This is a genomic window from Microcystis sp. M015S2, from assembly GCF_020245945.1.
Classification (GTDB): domain Bacteria; phylum Cyanobacteriota; class Cyanobacteriia; order Cyanobacteriales; family Microcystaceae; genus Microcystis.
In genome coordinates this window covers 105,962-125,331 of the sequence record NZ_JADBTX010000004.1, presented here as the reverse complement: position 1 = coordinate 125,331, position 19,370 = coordinate 105,962, and the positions used below count along the sequence as shown (strand labels likewise).

The 19,370-nt window shown below is 43.1% G+C and carries 10 protein-coding genes; 6 read left to right on the top strand and 4 right to left on the bottom strand.

The genetic code is table 11. The features are described 5' to 3' along the window. Nucleotides 1–28: 28 nt before the first annotated feature. The 3 genes from IM473_RS00830 to carA all read right to left on the bottom strand — a co-directional run bounded on the left by IM473_RS00830 (nt 29) and on the right by carA (nt 2,022). Nucleotides 29–445 carry a Mini-ribonuclease 3 gene (locus IM473_RS00830; RefSeq protein ID WP_287656956.1) on the bottom strand — a complete coding sequence of 139 codons (417 nt, stop codon included), beginning with the start codon at nt 443–445 and terminating at the stop codon, nt 29–31. Between the two features lie 3 nt (nt 446–448). Next, the gene (locus IM473_RS00825) at nt 449–799 is read right to left on the bottom strand and encodes an STAS domain-containing protein (RefSeq protein ID WP_287656954.1); all 351 of its coding nucleotides are present in this window, start codon (nt 797–799) and stop codon (nt 449–451) included. A gap of 74 nt (nt 800–873) precedes the next feature. Next, the gene (gene carA / locus IM473_RS00820; protein WP_287656952.1) at nt 874–2,022 is read right to left on the bottom strand and encodes a glutamine-hydrolyzing carbamoyl-phosphate synthase small subunit; all 1,149 of its coding nucleotides are present in this window, start codon (nt 2,020–2,022) and stop codon (nt 874–876) included. Between the two features lie 197 nt (nt 2,023–2,219). Here carA and IM473_RS00815 point away from each other — a divergent pair, with 197 nt between their 5' ends. Both IM473_RS00815 and IM473_RS00810 read left to right on the top strand, forming a co-directional pair. Continuing rightward, a complete protein-coding gene (locus IM473_RS00815) occupies nt 2,220–3,116 on the top strand; it encodes a helix-turn-helix domain-containing protein (protein ID WP_287656949.1) in 897 nt (298 codons plus the stop codon). A gap of 256 nt (nt 3,117–3,372) precedes the next feature. Continuing rightward, nucleotides 3,373–6,090, top strand: coding sequence for an AAA-like domain-containing protein (locus IM473_RS00810; RefSeq protein WP_287656947.1), 2,718 nt, complete (start codon nt 3,373–3,375; stop codon nt 6,088–6,090). Here IM473_RS00810 and IM473_RS00805 read toward each other — a convergent pair. Next, a complete protein-coding gene (locus IM473_RS00805) occupies nt 6,087–7,529 on the bottom strand; it encodes an AAA-like domain-containing protein (RefSeq protein ID WP_287656944.1) in 1,443 nt (480 codons plus the stop codon). The two genes, IM473_RS00810 and IM473_RS00805, sit on opposite strands and share 4 nt — an antisense overlap. A gap of 619 nt (nt 7,530–8,148) precedes the next feature. Here IM473_RS00805 and IM473_RS00800 point away from each other — a divergent pair. The 4 genes from IM473_RS00800 (at nt 8,149) to IM473_RS00785 (ending at nt 19,300) form a co-directional block, all read left to right on the top strand. Further along, nucleotides 8,149–9,078: a VOC family protein gene (locus IM473_RS00800; RefSeq protein WP_287656941.1), complete on the top strand. Its 930-nt coding sequence runs from the start codon at nt 8,149–8,151 to the stop codon at nt 9,076–9,078. Between the two features lie 31 nt (nt 9,079–9,109). After that, on the top strand, nt 9,110–9,772 hold the full coding sequence (locus IM473_RS00795) for a nitroreductase family protein (RefSeq protein ID WP_287656939.1): 663 nt from the start codon (nt 9,110–9,112) through the stop codon (nt 9,770–9,772). A 93-nt stretch (nt 9,773–9,865) separates the two neighbouring features. Continuing rightward, a complete protein-coding gene (locus IM473_RS00790) occupies nt 9,866–13,660 on the top strand; it encodes an AMP-binding protein (RefSeq protein ID WP_287656936.1) in 3,795 nt (1,264 codons plus the stop codon). 195 nt (nt 13,661–13,855) lie between these two features. Beyond that, nucleotides 13,856–19,300: a type I polyketide synthase gene (locus tag IM473_RS00785; protein WP_287656934.1), complete on the top strand. Its 5,445-nt coding sequence runs from the start codon at nt 13,856–13,858 to the stop codon at nt 19,298–19,300. The last annotated feature ends 70 nt before the right edge of the window (nt 19,301–19,370 follow it).

The following is a 19,370-nucleotide window of genomic DNA, read 5'->3' as shown; positions in this document are numbered from 1 at the left end:
AAAGGGGGTCGGGAATAATACCTGAGGGCTATAATTCTAGTTTTTCTAATAGTTGATGTAATCTTGAGGGGTCTTGTAGATAAAGATAGCCGAACAGGGTTTCTAAACTGCTGGCCTGCTGATAGACTTGGGCTGTCAGACGACGGCGTTTTCCCGTGACCGCATTGCGTCCCCGGCGCAGAATTTCTTTTTCTTGGTCCGTCAGATAGGGCTGCAGTTGTTCTAAATCTAAAGCCTGTTGTTCGGCCCTGACCTTGCTCACCACCTGAGCGTGATAGTCTCCCAGACGCTGGGGCGGCAGTAAATAATAGGTGCGGATATATAATTCATAAACAGCATCCCCTAGATAGGCCAGGGAAGCGGGCGATAATCGGTCAAGACCCTCTAGGATTGGTGAACCCTCGCCATTGACCTGTAAGCGAATTTTTTCGAGAGGAGATTCCACGATTTACGCTTTTTCTAGATATTCGACCGCTGCTTCTAGGGTGGGTTGCAGGGACAAAAACTTCTCCAATCGCACCAGTTTTACGGTTTGAGTTACCCGCGCATTGGTAACAATTTGTAAACTGCCTCCTTCGGTTTTGGCCTTTTTCACCAATTTTACTAAAGCCCCTAAACCGGAGCTATCGATAAAATCAATCTGAGCGAGGCTAATAATCACATCCTTAGGACCTTCCTCCACATAGCCTTCGATCACCTTACAAAAAGTCGGTTCGGAAAAGGCATCTAAAAGACCCGTCAAACGGAAAATTTGGTACTTATCTCTGACCTCACGCGTGCCTCGCAAGCTGACGGTCAAGTTAATTGCTTCTGGAATAATCGCCTCCTAGCTCTAGAGCCGTAAAAATCAAAACCCTAGTATATCCTAAAAATTTACGACCGACCCTTTTTTGCTTCCCGCATTAAATCGACAAATTGGCCAAACAGATAATCGGCATCGTGGGGGCCGGGACTGGCCTCGGGGTGGTATTGTACCGAGAAAAAGGGCAGAGACTTGTGTTTTAAACCCGCTACGGTGCGATCATTGAGGTTGAGATGGGTAATCTCCACTTGCGGATTTAAAGAGGCTTCCTGCACGGCAAAACCGTGATTCTGACTGGTAATTTCCACCTGTTGCCGCAGTCCACAGGGTTGATTTAACCCGCGATGGCCAAATTTCAGCTTAAAGGTTTCTGCTCCCAGGGATAGCCCTAAAATTTGATGACCCATACAGATGCCAAAAGTGGGTTTTTCCCCTTGCAAAAGTTGCTTGGCTAGGGCAATCCCTTCGGTGACAGCCGCCGGATCTCCCGGTCCGTTAGAAAAGAAAATACCATCGGGATTATAGGCTGCGATTTTTTCCGGGGGAGTGTCAGCGGGAACCACGATCACCCGACAACCGTAGCTGGCTAAACGCCGGAGAATATTGCGTTTGATGCCAAAATCGATCGCCACCACCGTTAACGGTTCTTGATCACTATCGATTGGCGCAAATTCCCAGGCGGACGGGGTGGGAGTCGTCCATTCGTACACTTCCTTGGTGGTAACTTCTTTAACGAGATTTAACCCCGCCATACTGGGGGCCGCCTGCACTAGCCGCAGTAAATCGTGATAATCGAGTATTTCCGTAGAAATTGCCCCATTCATCGCCCCAACCGAGCGAATTTTGCGGGTCAAAGACCGGGTATCGATGCCATAGATGCCAATAACATCATGAGCGGCCAGATAATCCGGTAGGGATTGGCTAGAACGCCAATTACTGGGCCGGTGGCAGATATTTTTGGCGATCGCTCCTTTCACCTGGGGACGAATTGACTCCTCATCCTCGGGGTTAACCCCCGTATTTCCCAATTCCGGATAGGTAAAAGTGACGATTTGACCGGCATAACTGGGATCGGTGAGGACTTCCTGATAACCGGTCATCCCCGTGTTAAAGACAACTTCGCCGACAGTGGTTCCCTTGGCCCCGAAGGAATAACCCTCGTAAACCGTACCATCGGCCAGAACTAATAAGGCTTTTTGACTAGCAGCACTTGATATCATCGTCAATTTTTTAATCTTGAGTAGTGGTGAGAAACAGAAGTCAAGGATAGACTAGAACAGGGACTAGAAAACGAATTGCTTAGTTTTAATTGGCTAGAGCGTTTTATGATTAAGAGTACATCCGCTCAAGGACAACAGCTTCCCCTGACTAGCCATCGGCAAGATCCTATCGCTTAAAAAATAACTATATAAGTAATATGAGTCCAAGAAAACTGACTGATGCCACGAAAAAAGAAATTCTTAAGCTTTATCGGGAAACGGAGGCCACCACTTCCACCTTAGCCGAGCGTTATGGCGTGAGTAGTTCTACGGTCAGTCGTTTTCTCAAAAATTCCTTTTCTAGCGAGGAATACGAGCAATTAATCCAGAAAAAACGCTTGGCCCGCAATCCTCGCGGCCTCGAGGAGGAGGGAGCAGCAGCGGATTTATCGGAAGAAGCGCTCGAGGTGATTGGTTTTCCGGCAGCCCACATCGCAGCTAAGGATGAGCCGGCTTTTCAGCAACCGATCGCCGCTGTGGAACAATTAACCCTGTTAATAGATACCTCTTACCCGCCAGAAGCAGATAATTCGGAAGACACAGAAATTAATGGCGATAAACCCCTAGAAAACGCTAATTTAACCGATTTTTTCGTCGAAGCTATCGAGGAAGAGGAGGAGGAAGATGAGCTTGACGAGGATTGGGACGAAGAGGAAGATGAGGAGGATGAGGATGAGGATGAGGATGAGGAGGAGGAGGAACTAGCGGGGAGCTATTTAGGCCCCACTATCGTTAAAACAGCCCAATTACAGATATTACCCCTATCGGCGGCGGCTTTTCCCAAAACCTGTTACTTGGTGATCGATCGTGCTGCCGAATTAATCACCCGTCCCCTCAAGGATTTTGCCGAATTGGGTAAGGTTCCCCCTCAGGAAATCCAGCAGCGCACTCTCCCCATCTTTGAAAGTCATCGCATCGCTCGTCGTTTCTCCAAGCGCAAGGAAAAAGTGATTAAAGTTCCCGACGGTCGCCTAATCGAAAAAGCTCACGCTCAACTGGAAGCGAAAGGGATCACCCGTCTGCTCATGGATGGTCGTATCTACGCTTTAGAGTAGGGAATTAGGGGATAGGAGACTTTTCAGTCTCCCCCGAACCCGTTGCTGAGGGTGGGGACTCGCGCAGTTGAGAGAATTCAGCTTAGATGAGTTTACCCGAAGAAAATATGCCAATTTCATTCAGAGCAGAACTAGCTTACCAATAATCGGCTATGAGTGAGCGCGGTTTTTTCTGGATTTATCACCGGGGTTAGTGTAGTTCAAACTGGTATTACTTACCCAAGTTTTGGTTATCTGGTCAATAAAATACCGAAATATGCAAGAAAACGCAACCGCCGAGAATGTTTATAAGTTTTCTAGTACCTTATCTCCTTCCGATCCAAGCTATGTGGATAGAAGGGCTGATCTGGAACTGTACCAAGCTCTGATGAACAGTCAGTATTGTTATATTTTCAATTCTCGCAAAATGGGCAAGTCGAGTTTGACGGTACGCATCCAAACTCAAATTGAAGTCCAAGGAGTAGCCTGTTCCCGTATAGACTTAAATGAATTGGGGACATCAGTAGATCAATCTAGCTGGTATCATTCCTTAATTATTGAAATTGCCGAACAATTAAAACTAAACATGACGGATTTAGAATCCTGGATCGCCAGTCAATCTGTTTCTAATGTTGGGTTACTTAGACAATTTATTAAAGAAATTTTATTAAGAAAAATTTCAACCAGTATTGTTATCTTTATTGATGAAATTGATGTGGTTAGAAAACTACCTTTTGCTACTGATGACTTTTTTGCTTACATTAGGTCTTGTCATGAAAAGCGAGTTATTAATGCAGATTTTAATCGTATTTCATTTGTTTTAATTGGCACGGCTACCCCCAATCAATTAATTCAAGATAGTCAAAGAACTCCTTTCAATATTGGTAAAGCAATTGAATTAAATGGACTGTCGTTAGAAGATAACTGTCAACCCTTGATGCAGGGACTAGAAGGGTTGGGTGTTTCCCCTCAAGAAATTCTACAAGAAATTTTTAGCTGGACTAATGGTCAACCTTTTCTAACTCAAAAATTGTGTTATTTAATTGCCAAGTTTAAAGTTACAATACCTCGGTCTCTCTTATCAGCCTGGATGCGAGATTTTGTTTATAAACACATTATTGATAACTGGGAAAAAAAAGATGAACCTGCTTTTTTATCAAGTATAAGAGAGCGACTGATTTATCATCCTGATCAAGGATATTTACTAAGGGTTTATGCCAACCTTTTAAAAGGTAAATTGGTGAAAGCTAGTAACACACCAGAACATGATGAATTATTACTATCTGGATTAGTTATCGTCGATAATCAGGGCTATCTTAGAGTGGCTAATGCTATTTATCAGGCAATTTTTAATCAAAAATGGTTATATAATGTATTAGCAGCTAGTCGTCCTTATCAATCGGAAATTGCTAAGTGGGAAGACTCAAATTTTACCGATACAAATTGTTTACTGACAGGTAAAAAGTTAGAGGAATCTAAAAAATGGCAAGAAGATAAAGAATTAGATAGTATCGATTATCGTTTTTTAGCCGCATCTGAGAGCATTACTCGTCAAAAACAATCTCGTTTATTTATGTTGGCAGCGGGAATATTTACTAGCATTGTTACAGGTTTACTTGGGTTGGGATTCTACCATTCATGGCTGTTACCTTACTTTTATAAAATTCCCTATACTAAGGAGCCTGAACTATTTAGCCAAGGCGAAAAAAAGCTACTTATTAAACAGGAAAATTTTTATAAAGATCGGGGTATTTTGGCTTTTAAAAATGCTAATTATTTGGAAGCTAAACAGTTATTCAAAAAAGCCTATCTTGCTCATCCTGAAGATGCAGAAACCTTGATTTATTATAATAATGCTATCGCTTATTTAAGTGATAATTATGTGACTTTGGCGGTGGTTATTCCCAGTGGCAAAAAAAATGAAATTTCCCAAGAAATCCTGAAAGGGATTGCTCAAGCACAATATTTATTTAATAGCCAATTACCGACAAGTGCGAATAATTTATTTTTAAATATCGTTATTGCCAATGATAATAATGACGAAAAAGTTGCTAAGATAGTCGCCAAGGAAATCGTTAAAGACCCCAAAGTTATTGGAGTAATTGGACATTATTCTAGTGAAGCCACCTTAGCAGCTTTACCTATCTATGAAAGAGCCAAAATTACTTTAATTTCTTCGACAAGTTCCTCGGATGTAATTGAGAGTGAATACTTTTTTAGAACCGTTATTACCAATGAAAAAATTGGTGAAACTTTAGCTAATTATGCCAGCCAACATGATCTAGATAAAGTAATTATTTTTAATAATTCTAACCAGATTGATAGCCAAGAACTTACTCAAGAGTTTCATCAAGCTTTCCAAAAAAAAGGCGGTAAAATCACTAAAGTAATTGATTTATCATCTTCCCTAGATATTGACGCAGAAGTTTTAAAAGCATTTTCCCAAGATCAAGTTAGAGGAATTGTCTTATTTCCCAGTTTGGAATCAGCTTCTGTGGTAGTAGAATTATCCCATACTCTTGAACAGTTAAATACCAGCACCACTCCAGAACTGAAAAATAAGCTAGTTCTTTTAGGGAGTCATTCCATGTATGAACATGAAATGTTGGTTGATAGCGGTAAATTTATTAATAATTTAGTTTTGGCTGTGCCTTGGTTTTCCCATCTAATTAAGTCCCAAAATTTTGTCAGAGATGCTCAAGCTTTATGGAAAGAAGATATTAGTTGGCGAACCGCTACCAGTTATGATGCGGCCCAATCATTTATAGCTGCTATTAGAGCCTTGCAATCCCAGAATAAAATTTCTTTAGAGTTGATACAAGAACATTTAGAAAACCTCAATCTTTCGGCCAGTTTGACCTCAGGCAATTCTCTCAGGTTTGTAGATAATGAATCTGAATCTAATCGAGAACCAATTACTGTGAGGGTTAAGAGTAAGTTAGAAGCAAAACTTGAAAACTCAATTCAGTTTCAATTGGAATCTCAACGAGACTAATCAAGTAAATCGTCAAAATATACTTGATACAAATTGCAACGCACCTCTAGGGTATCATAATTTTTGTCGATCAGTCCCAATCGGTCCAAAAATTGGACAGATTCTCCTTTCATTTGAGCCGGAGTCAGAGCTTTTTTCTGAAGAATTTGCCTAAAAATATTCCGTAGGTTAGCATTACTTTTCAGATATCTCATCAGTAGGAAAAAATGACTTTGAAATGGCTCTCGTCCCTGCAAGGCATCATCTAGAACCTTTTCTAGAGAATTTCCTTCTTGCAATTTTACCAAGATTAACTTAATTAAATAAGGATTACCTCCCACTAAGTTCATGACCTTATGAACATCTGATAACGTCCAATTAATGCCATTAACTTGAGCGAAAGAGAGAACTTGTTCCGCATTAAAATCCGATAAACTAGCCACATAACCTACACCAATTAAGGGAGAGGCATAAAAATCGTAGTTGCTATAAAATTCCGTTGAATGAATAATAATTAAGCGCAGTTTCCGCCAAGGTGGGGAACGTCTTTCATGCCAACTTCTGAGAATACCACAAATTTCATTACCGAGGGTTTCAGTTTCCAAAATTGTATCAAATTTTTCAAAGACAAAAACCAGAGGATTAGCACTGGGTTGGAGAACATATTCCTCTAAATATCGTCGAGTTTTGTGGGCAGGAGTTCCGGGACGAGACCAAAATTTATCGAGAAGAGATTCGTTAATCTTTAATTCTTGGGTAATGGTACGACAAATCGACAGCAGCAAGTCTTCACAACTAAGGGCAATAGTAGCTTTTTCCTCCTCACAATCAATGATAACTGGTTGATAATTATCTTGTTTGAGATGATGGACTAACCAATTAACTAAACGGGTTTTGCCACTATTATGAGGTGCGCGAATTCTTAGCAACGATTGTTCTTGCTGAAGAACTTTGAGACAATTTTCCTCCAGAGGTGGACGTTTTACATAATCCTTAATATAGGTCTGATAATCCTGTTGTTTTTCCTCATCTAAAGAGGAGAAAATAGCAGCAATTGCGGGAGATTGATGTTTACTTTTGTTTGCCCACTCTTGATCAAAGCTCCTTAGGTTAGTTAAAATATCATGACCCCGTTGCCAAAAAGTAATTTGAAAAGTACGAATTTTCCCTTGATTATTGAGACGATGATCTTCCAAAATACCTAAAAACTTTTCGTTAAGATATTCCGTCAAAGCATCCCGAATTTGCCATAACTCCAGCCTTTGACCACATTTTTCTGTCAGCATTTCTAAAGCATTAAGTTCGGCTTGAATTTTCAATTTTTTCTCATTAATCCAGCTAAATTTAATCGCCAGATTTTCACAATTATCCACCTCGTAGTTAGCAAACTTTAACAGAGCATTAAGCAGATATTTGGTTCTTTGCCTGGGAATATCCCCATAGGTAACTTTTCTAGACATTATCTCAAGTTTAGTAATTAAGGACTTTGCTGGTAATTGAGAAATTTAAGTAATGATTTGGTTAGGGAATAAACTTAAAACAGTGAGTTTCCTCTCCTCCTTTTTGAGTGCAAGCTTTGATCTCTTGTTTAGCGGTGATGCTAAATCCGAATCGATTTTTAGGGGGTCTGGCAAGGTTTGATTCATCCTCCACAAAGGTTTCTCGGCTATTTTATGAGTTTTTTCACCTACCCACTTAGCCCTATTTGGCGGGCCTGGTGGTTGTGGCTGTTGACCATCCAAGTATTTCCAAGTAGTAACATGAATTTCCCGTTATGGCAACGATAGCGGATTTTTCTAGACGACCTTGACCACATCTCTCAAAAAAATTTTCCGCAAAACCCCGAAGTTCCCCAAGGTTTTTCTCCACCCCCAAGTTACTCACACTCCAGTCTGGGATAGCAATTGAGGGCAAGAAAAATTAGCCTTTGACTGTGGGTGTACCCACAATGCCATAATCAACCACAACAAAGTTCAGATTTTCTTAAATAGTCTTTTTCCCCTTGCTATGGCAGCACTTTGACCGATATCTGTCTGGCTATTTTGTGCCGAATTAGACAACTCCACTGGATGACCGACTATGACTAAAATTGCTGATATTGCCTACGTTACCTATCAACATCCGGATTTAGACCTGTGCGAACGTTTTTTGAGGGATTTTGGCCTGATTACCGCAGTTAAAACCGATACAGCCTTGTATATGCGAGCTAGAGGCAAAAAACAGTTTGTCTATGTCGTAGAATGGGGAAAAAAAGCTAAATTTGTCAGTTTTGCCCTAGAAGCGACATCAGAATCCGTCTTACATGAACTAGCCACTTTAGCCTCCGCTTCGACCGTGGAAACCCTATTCACCCCCGGCGGTGGTCAGCGCATCAAAATTATTGACCCCAACGGTTTTAACCTAGAATTGGTCTATGGTATCGAGGAAGTGGAACCTTTGCCGATTCCTGAACCCTTGCAATGGAATCACGCTAGTCGGAAAACCCGTTTAGGTCGCACCCAAAGGCCGAAAAAAGAACCCGCACCTATTTTACGTCTAGGTCATCTAGCTATTGATGTCAAAGACTTTGAGGAAAGCTATCACTGGTATCAGCAGACTTTTGGCTTAAAAGCAACAGATTTAATTTATTACGGCCATCCCAGTTTACGAGTCGGGGGTTTTCTTCGTTGTCAACGGGGAGAGGAATGGGTTGATCATCACACCATCGCCATGTTGCAAGGTTCTCACCCCAAAGTCCATCATACTGCCTTCGAGGTGCAAGATTTTGACTCTATTAAAATCGGCCACGATTGGTTACGAGAAAAAGAATGGACTCCTGTGTGGGGAATTGGTCGCCATTTGTTGGGAAGTCAAGTGTTTGACTATTGGCAAGATCCTTTCGGTAGCCTCATTGAACATTTTACCGATGGGGACCTTTTTGAGCAAACCACCGAGCCAGAACTTCATGCGGGTGGGTTAGATATTCTCTATCAATGGGGACCGGCGATTCCCGAAAGTTTTTTAGGTTAAACCGTTGAAAACGTCTCATAAAAGGGTTTAGATGATGAATATTGCTGAAATATTTCAAAAAAGACGCTCTACTCGTAAATTTCGCACCGATGCCATTCCCGAAGAAATTTTAGCGGAAATTTTTCGTTTAGGATTCCAAGCACCCTCTAGTTATAATTTGCAACCATGGCGATTTATTGTGGTTAGAGAACCAGAAAATAAGGCAAAATTGCGAGAATTCGGCTTTGAACAAGATAAATTAGTCGATGCACCCGTGGTTTTAATCTGTTGTGGCGATCGCCAAGTTAACCATCGTGGTTACATTAATCAAGTGATTGAGTTAGGAAAGCAAGAGGGGACGGTTTCCGAAAAACGGGCCAAGTTCATGCACATGGCCATTCCGCCTTTTTTCCAATTTAAACCCTGTTATCAGTCTCCAGAAGCTTGGAGCAACCGACAAGTTATGATTGCGGTTACTTATCTCATGATAGCGGCGCAAAGCTTGGGGGTGGATAGTTGTCCCCTAGAAGGATTTGTGGCTAAACCCTTGCGCGAGTATTTCCAAATTCCCGATACGGTCGATGTCTGTTGTCTGTTGGCCCTGGGATACGCTGATGAACCTTTGAGCGAGTATGGGGGACGTTTTGGGACTCAGAAGCTCTGCTATGGCGAAATTTACGGAGAAACCTTTAATTTAAGCCCAAATCATCCCTAGAATTCCATTCGCTCTCCGTCACCAGAAACTTGTCTCGGTGCGAGGGGATTAAATCTTTGTCTTCGATTCCATTTAATAATGAGGAGTGAAACAATGACTCTTTGTTTAGATACTAAGCTTAATTTGTCAGAAATAAGCAATTTAGTCGAAATTATTCGTTATCGCGCCCAATACCAACCCCAAAAAACTGCTTATACCTTTTTAGTCGATGGGGAAACCGAAGAAAAACGCCTTACCTACGGGGAATTATTTCGAGAAGCTCAAGCGATCGCAAATATTCTACAATCGATTCTATTACCGGGAGAACGAGTTTTATTAGCATACCCTTCGGGATTAGAGTTTATTACTGGGTTTTTCGGCTGTTTATTAGCAGGAGTAGTGGCAATTCCAGTTAATTTGCCCAAGAAAAACCAAAAGATGGCTCGCTTAACTTCTATTCTTAACAATTCGCAAGCAAGCTTACTTTTAAGCACACAATCGGAATTAGCCCAATTAAAAACACAACTAGATAGAGATATTCCCTTTCTAGCTACGGATAGCTTAATCGGCAAAAGTTTAGCCGAAGACCACCCCACTCAGATAAAAGCAGATACCTTAGCCTTTTTACAATACACCTCTGGTTCCACGGGGACTCCCAAAGGAGTGATGGTCAATCACGAGAATCTTTTGACCAACCTCCGAGATTTAGATTTAGGTTGGGAACACGATGAAAAGAGCGTTATGGTGACATGGTTGCCAACTTTTCATGATATGGGGCTAATTTATGGCATTTTACTGCCTTTTTATCGAGGATTTCCCTGTTATCTAATGTCTCCGGTTTCCTTTTTACAACGTCCTTTCGGTTGGTTAAATGCCATCAGCAAATACAGGGCCACCCACACTGCCGCCCCTAATTTTGCCTATAAACGTTGTCTTGACAAGATTAAAGAGGAGCAGCTGACGGATTTAGACTTAAGCAGCTGGAAAGTGGCTTTAAATGGCGCAGAAACCGTCAGAATGGAAATTTTAAGCGAATTTGCTCGTAAATTTGCCCCCTGTGGTTTTGAGTTTGCCGCCTTTTGTCCAGGTTATGGTTTAGCCGAGGCCACCTTAAAAGTTGCTGCTGTCAGGAAAAATCAAGTTCCTCAAATCTGCTGGGTTGAAAAAGCCGCTTTAAACCGTCATCAAATCGTTTTTACGGAAAAAAGCCCAAATTCTCAATCCTTAGTCAGTTGTGGACAAACAGAAATCGACACAGAAATTGCCATTGTTAATCCTGAAACCTGTCAACGCTGTCCCTCCCAGCAGGTGGGAGAAATTTGGGTGAAAGGCAAAACCGTTGCCCAAGGCTATTGGCAACATCCCGAAGCGACAGAAAAAACTTTTCAAGCAGTTATCGCCGATACCGGACAGGGTTTTTATTTGCGTACAGGGGATTTAGGTTTTATTCATCAGGGTCAACTATACATCACCGGACGCTTGAAAGACCTGATGATTATTCGCGGCGGTAACTACTATCCCCAGGATATCGAACAGACCGTAGAACAATGCTATCCCGACTTTTGCCCCAGTGGAACTGCCGCCTTTACCGTAGAAATCGAGGCAGAAGAAAAGTTAGTCCTAGTTCAAGAGGTAGAAAGAACGGCAATTCGCCGTTTTAACCAGCAAAAAGCCCTAGAAGCAGTTCGTCGAGCGGTTTTTCAAGAACACGAATTGCAAGTTTATGATATCGCTTTTATCAAACCCGCATCTTTGTCCAAAACTTCTAGCGGCAAAATTCAACGCCACGCTTGCCGTCAACAGTATTTAAACCAGCAACTTCCACTAATTTCATCCCCTATGCCGACGCTAACCCCCCCCCTCAGCAGTCACCAAGCTGACCCCACAACCGCTAGTCAAGAAAAAACCGAGCAAATCTTGACTTGGTTGCGAGATTACGCCAAAACTCGCATTAATTCCCATCTGATTGATGACCGTCGTTGTGTGCCGCCCTATATTGTCATGGATTTTGGCAATCAAGGACTGATGGGAATGCAGATTCCTGAGGAATACGGGGGAATAGCCCTTAATAATCGCAATTTTTTGCAGGTGATGGAACAATTAGCCGCCATTGATTTAACCCTGGCGACGATGGTGAGTCTTAATAACAGCTTAGGTATCCGTCCGCTGCTCAACTACGGGACTATTTCCCTCAAGCAAGAGTTATTACCTCTTTTAGCGACAGGAAGACAATTATCCTCCTTTGGCATGACGGAACCGGAAGCAGGAGCGAATATCGGGGCAATTAGTACCGTTGCCGTGCCAGATGGTCGAGATAAATGGCGAATTCGCGGCCTTAAGCGTTGGAATGGTTCCGCTTGGGCCGGAATGATTAATGTTTTTGTCCGTTTGCTTGATTCGGAAGAACCGGGGAATAACGGTTTGACAGGTTTTCTTGTCCGTCAAGGTACCCCCGGTCTGCGTTTGGGACCGGAATCCCTAACTATGGGATTACGGGGAATTATGCAAAATGCCATCTATTTTGAGGATGTTTTAGTCACTAAAGAGCAATTGCTGGGAGAATTGGGCAATGGCACTGAACCCGCCGACGATGCTTTACTTTATGCCCGTTTAGGTATTGGCATGATGGGAGTTGGCGGCATGAAACGCTGTTTACAATTAATGTTACGTTATGCCAGTCGTCGTTCGATCGCTACCGGTAAATTGCTAGAAAGTCCGATTACTTTAGCCCGTTTTGACCATTTAACTGGGGCTACTGTGGCCTTGTCCAGTCTCTTAAAGTGTATTACCACCGCCTTAGACCAAAAAGTGGCCGTTCCCAGGGAAATGGCAGTTATTGCCAAGATTACGGGGGCTGATTACCTCTGGGAAGCGGCCGATAGTCTCGTTCAGATGCTCGGGGGTAGAGGTTACATGGAAACTAATCTTGCCCCGCAAATTCTCCGGGATGCCAGAGTTTTACGAATTGGCGAAGGTCCTAACGAGAGTTTGAAAATCTTTTTGGGCAAAAGTATCACCCATACGGACAAATTAGGCGAATTTCTGACAAAAGTTCTGGAAGCGCCCGAAATTGCCCTGCAACTCCACAGCACTGCCCAATCTATTAATCAGCGCTGTCTCCAGTCTAATCTCTGGGGTGATCGTTCTGCCGCCTTAGCTTGGGCCTATTCTTTAATCGGAGAATTGGGTTGTTACGCCGCTTTAGTAGCAACAACGGCGAAAATGTCCCAAATTCACCCCGGGGAAAAGTACAGTCATGCCCTAGCTTGGAGTCAATTGCAGTTTGATTTATGTGTGCAGAAAGCTCTCCGGGGAACACCCGAAGAAAACTTTGCTTCTTCGGTGGCGACTATCCGCGATCGTATCCTCGATTATACTCAATCTATTGATGATATTGAACAACGTCTAGAGGGTTCCGATTATCAACTCGACGAGTTATTGACGTTGGAACCAGAAGCTAAACAGACTCATCCTCAAGCTGAAACTTCTCTGGTCGAAATTGCTAGTCAAGCGCGGCAAGACCGAGTAAATAGCACCTCTAGTCCGAAAAAGTCCCTTCTTAGCCAACAAACTCCCGAAAAGGTGGAAATGTGGTTAGGTAATTGGTTACACCAGAAATTAAAGGTCAATCCAGCCACTATCCAAACCAGCCAGTCTTTTGCTGATTTTGGCTTAGATTCAATTTTTGCCGTGGAATTAGCCCAAGATCTTGCCGATTGGTCGGGAATCCCCGTCGAAGCCACCATTGTTTGGAATTATCCCACTATTGATAGTTTGGCAGAATATTTAGCTAACCAGATTAATCAAAGCAATACTGGGGCTGAATCGGCAAATAATCGAGAAAAAAACGAAATTTTAGCAGTTTTACCCCAAATATCCGAAGAAGAAATCTCTGCTTTCTTTAGTTAATCGCTGGTGGGGATAGGATAGCTAATTGCCCTTGTCCTATCCCCCACCTCGGAGTCACGGGGACAATTGTGACTATGCCACTAAATTTTCCCATCCCGACAGTATCAAGGTTTTTCCCGCTTATCCGTGACTTTTTCCCACGCATAACCTGAGATGAAAGTGACGTGACATAACAAGACAAGAGTTGTTAGGAAGATGAATCAACAAAAACAAGCTTTTTTAGAACAATACAAACACCTCGATGCAATGGTCAAAGCGCAAACCGAACCCATCGCTATTGTGGGTATGGGCTGTCGTTTTCCCGCAGGAGTCAATGATTCCGCAAGTTATTGGCAGTTATTGGTTAATGGCATCGATGCAGTAACGGAAATTCCTCTAGAACGTTGGAATATTGCTGATTATTATCACCAAGATGCCGATGTTCCGGGTAAAATGTATAGTCGGGAAGGGGCATTTTTAGACAAAGTTGACGAATTTGACCCAGCTTTCTTCGGCATCTCACCCCGGGAAGCCGCCGCCATGGATCCGCAACAACGGTTACTGTTAGAAGTCTGTTGGGAATCCCTAGAAAATGCGGCTATTGCGCCAGAAAGTTTGATTAATAGTCAAACTGGCGTATTTATGGGCATTTTTCGCGATGATTATGCCCAATTGTGTTTTCATCAAGGCGTAGTCAATCACATTGATGCTTACAACAGTTTAGGAACCAGTCGCGCTATTGCCGTCGGCAGAATCTCTTATCTATTTGGGTTTCACGGTCCGACTCTGCAAATTGATACGGCCTGTTCCTCCTCCCTCTTGGCAGTACATTTGGCCTGTCAAAGTCTGCGCGGCCAAGAATGCAATCTCGCTTTAGCGGGGGGGGTGAATCTGATGTTAACCCCGGCCACTGCGATTAGTAATTGTAAATTAAAAGCCGTTTCTCCCCAGGGTCGCAGTAAAACCTTTGATGCTTCGGCCGATGGTTATGGTCGGGGCGAAGGTTGCGGCGTCGTGGTCTTAAAACGTCTCAGTGATGCTCTCCGAGATGGCAATCTTATTTTCGCCCAAATTCGCGGTTCGGCTGTCAATCACGATGGAAAAAGTAATGGCTTAACCGCCCCCAATGGTCAGGCACAGGAAGCTTTACTCAGACAAGCCCTCGAAAGAGCGAAAATTCAACCTAAAGATCTGCAATACGTCGAAGTTCACGGTACAGGTACATCTTTAGGAGATCCCATCGAGGTTTTATCCTTAGGGAAAATTTATGGCCAGGGTCATAGCCAAGATAATCCCCTGATTTTGGGAACCGTGAAAACTAATATGGGGCATCTGGAAGGAGCTGCGGGAATTGCGGCGTTAATTAAGACAGTTTTACAGCTACAAAATCAGCAAATAGCCCCTAATCTTCATTTTAAGAACCCTAATCCCTATATTCCCTGGGAAAAACTGCCGGTCAAAATCCCCACCACTCTTACCCCTTGGTTGGTCAGAGAAGGAGTCCGACGGGCTGGAGTGAGCGCTTTTGGGATGAGTGGCACTAACGTCCATTTAATCGTTGAGGAAAGCAATTTTGAGCGGCTTGGTGACGAAAAACCTCATTTAGAACGTCCTTGTCATTTAATTACCCTTTCGGCGAAAAGTGAGCCAGCCTTACGGGAATTAGCTCAACGCTACTACGATTTTTTAGGTCAAAATTCCCAGACGGTCATGGCAAATCTGGCCTATACCGCTAATACTGGGCGATCGCATTTTGAGCATCGTTTAGCTATTCCCTTTCTGGCTCAAAAACAGCTTGAGCAAGCTTTAAAAGACTTTATTAGGGGTGAAAATCGCTTTTCAGGTCAAAAAAGTCTTTTAACCTCGAAAAAAGCCCCTAAACTGGCTTTTATGTGTACGGGACAGGGTTCACAATATCCCGGAATGGCTAGGGAACTCTACGAAACGCAACCGACTTTTCGCCAAACTTTAGAGAAATGTGACGAAATTTTACGGAGCTATGGGGTGAAATCCTTACTGCAAGTGTTATATGGGGACGAAAAAACCAGTCAGTTGATTAATCAGACTTTTTACAGTCAAATTACCCTATTTTCTCTGGAATATGCCCTCGCCCAACTCTGGTTATCTTGGGGAGTGAAACCCGATGCTCTCATCGGTCATAGTTTAGGGGAATATGTGGCCGCTTGTTTAGCGGGAGTCTTTAGCTTAGAAGACGGTTTGAAGTTAATTGCCCATCGGGGACGCTTAATGCAGACATTACCGAAAAACGGCATAATGGCGGCAATTTTTACCGATTCCGACACCGTGACCAATCATCTCAGGAAGATTAGGGGCATCTGTACCATTGCTGCGGTCAATAGTCGAGAAAATACGGTCATTTCTGGCGAAACTGAGGCTATTAACCATTTAATCGCTAACTTCAATCAGAGAGGCATTGAAAGTCAGACTTTAGCGGTTTCCCATGCTTTCCATTCTCCCTTAATGACGGGTATGGTGGGGGAATTTGCCAAGATTGCCGAAACTATCACCTATCATTCTCCGCATCTTCCCCTTATTTCTAATCTGACTGGGGATGTTATCGATGCAGAGATAGCAACTTCCCAATATTGGGTCAATCATCTACTGTCTCCCGTAGAGTTTGCCCGGGGTATAGAAAGATTAGGAGAGTTAAATACGGAAATATTCCTAGAAATTGGCGCAAAAACCACCTTAATTAACCTAGGTCAGCAAAATCTCCCCGACCGAGGTCTCTGGTTAGCTAGTTTATCCCCAAAACAGTCGAATTGGGAAACCCTGCTCCAAAGTTTAGCGACCCTTTATGTAAAAGGGGTCAAAATTGACTGGAATGGATTCGACCTGGATTATTTACGCGAAAAAATCCCCTTACCGACCTATCCCTTCCAAAGAAAACGCTATTGGTTAGATTACATTGATTCTCAGCTAAAAACCCCGACAGTGGCGGCAGCTTTCCACCCTCTCCTACAGCAACCGCTGCATCTATTGGGGTCAAAGGATGTTCACTATCAATCCTCTCTTTCTCCCTGCTCTCCGAGCTATCTGCAAGAACATCAAGTTTTTGGCCAGGTAGTTTTCCCGGCCGCGGCCTATCTAGAGATGATTATAGTGGCAGCCGGTCAACAATATCCCAATCAGCAGTTTACTATTGGTCAATTGAGTCTGAATCGACCCTTAATTTTCTCAGACAACCAGAGTAAAAAGGTACAGTTAAGCTTACTAGCGGGGGGACAATTTCAGATTCTCAGTCTTGGGGAAGGGGAAGTTTCCCTACTGCATCTATCCGGTAATTTAACCAATGAAAACCAGGACTTACCCAGCGGCAATTGGACAGATATCCGGGACCGTTGTCACCAAAAAATCGAAATTGCACAGCATTATCAGGACTGTTTAAGTAAAGGAGTGAACTACGGGGAAAGTTTTCGAGTTATCCAGCAACTTTACCGCAATCAGTCCGAAATTGTCGCAAAAATTCAACTTTCTTCCCATCTACTCTCGCAAGCGGTGGATTACCAGCTACATCCTGTCTTACTTGATGGTTGCTTTCACGCTATGTCGGCACTATTTCCCGCAGGGAATAGCACCTATCTTCCCACTAATATTGACCGATTGACCTTTTCGGGAGTTAAGGACACCTCTATATACTGTCATGGTCGCTTCAGCCATAGCAATTTGCAAAACGGCATCCTAATCGCTGATTTGACTATTTTCAGCGAATCGGGTCAATTAATTAGCCAAATTGACGGATTAACTTTTCAACAAGCCCGGCCAGAAACCCTCTTTTCCCAGACCAACGACCTCAAGGATAGTTTATACGAAATTACTTGGCAAGCCACGGACTTGACGGGAATGGATTGGACAGAAACAGGAGATTGGTTAATTTTTGCTGACAAAAAGGGAGTAGGGCAACAATTAGCCGAAAAATTGCTGCAACAAGGGCATAGATGCCAACTTATCGCCGAAAACAATCGCCAGACTTGGCAATATTTCCTCAAAAAACCCTATCAAGGTCTAATTTATCTCTGGGGAATCGATGACGACCAAGCTTTAGAAAATAATCAAAACCTAGCCGTCACTCAGGAGCGAATTTGTGGAACTTTGCTGGAAATAGTGCAAGAACTAGGCAAAATAGAGGTTAATTACTCTCCTCGCCTCTATATTGTCACCCAATCGGCTCAATACATTCCTTCTCAACCCACAGTGATTGCCCTTGCCCAAAGTTCCCTCTGGGGATTAGGACGGACTATTGCCCTAGAACACCCAGAATTGCGCTGTCTGTGTCTAGATGGAGATAAATTTCAGGATAGCCACACCTTAGCCCTAGAGGTGTTCCAATCTTTACAAAGTTCGGAGGAGGAAAATCAAATCGTTTGGCGGCAAGGCCAGAGCTATGTGGCTCGTTTAGGGCGATTTATCCCGAAATCGTCGCTAAAAAACCGAGAAATTGCCGAAAATGCCACCTATCTTATTACTGGTGGTCTAGGGGCCTTAGGGCAGCAAGTGGCTAATTGGTTAAGGAAAAAAGGAGCAAAATCCCTCGTCTTACTGAGTCGCCGGGGAATAACTCCAGAAACCCAACCAATTATAGACCAATGGCGACAAGAGGGAACCAATGTAGAAGTTTTTGCCGCCGACGTTAGCGACTTTGGCCAAATGCGTCGGGCTTTTGAGATAATCGAGCAACAGTTACCCCCCTTAAAAGGCATTATTCACACGGCCGGGGTGTTAGAGGATGCCAGCTTATCCAAACAGACTTGGGAGAAATTTGAGCGCGTCTTTTCCCCCAAAATACTCGGCGCTTGGAATTTGCATCTCCTCAGTCAAGAAGTGGATTTAGACTGGTTTATTAATTTTTCCTCGATGGCCTCGGTGTTAGGGTCTTCTGGACAGAGTAATTATGCTAGTGCTAATGCCTTTTTAGATAGTCTAGCTCATTATCGTCAAGCGCAAGGACTGCCGGCCCTGACTATTAATTGGGGACCCTGGGCAGAGGGTGGTATGGCCGAAAATTTAGGCGAAAAAGCGAAAAAAAGGCTAATTAAACAGGGTTTTACCCCTCTTGATCCCCAAAAATGTTTACATCTCCTCGAAACATTGCTGACGACTTCTCGGACACAGGTAACTGTCGCTTCTCTCAATTGGAATAGCTTTTTTAACAGTTTCGAGAATCAAAAAATTCCGCCTTTATTACGAGATTTCCAAAGTTTTTCAGCCCAAAAATTAACCCCAGACAATAATTTTATTGATGTCTTAAGGACAGTGCCAATTGAGGAGCGTTTTGCGGCTTTGACTGCTCATGTTCAAGGTATTGTAGCGGAAATTCTCGCTATTCCGGCTAGAGAATTTACCCAAGTTGACCAAGGTTTTTTTGAGTTGGGAATGGATTCTTTAATGACGGTGGAATTACGCAATCGTTTAGCCAAGGATTTAGGTAAATCTCTGGCGGCAACTATCACTTTTAAATACCCAACAGTGACCAGTTTGGTCGATTATCTGGTAGCTGAAGTTATTGACCTTGACTTTAGTTTAAAACCCTTAGCAATAGGAGCAAATCAAGATAGCAATCTTGATCCCCTAAACGAAGAAGACTTATCCCTAGAAGAATTGTCCGATTTACTGCTACAGGAGTTAAATTCCTTAAGTTAGAAAAGCAGACCTCAAACTCTATCTAAATAACCTGTTTACCATGACACAAACACCTGCCAAAACTGATCAA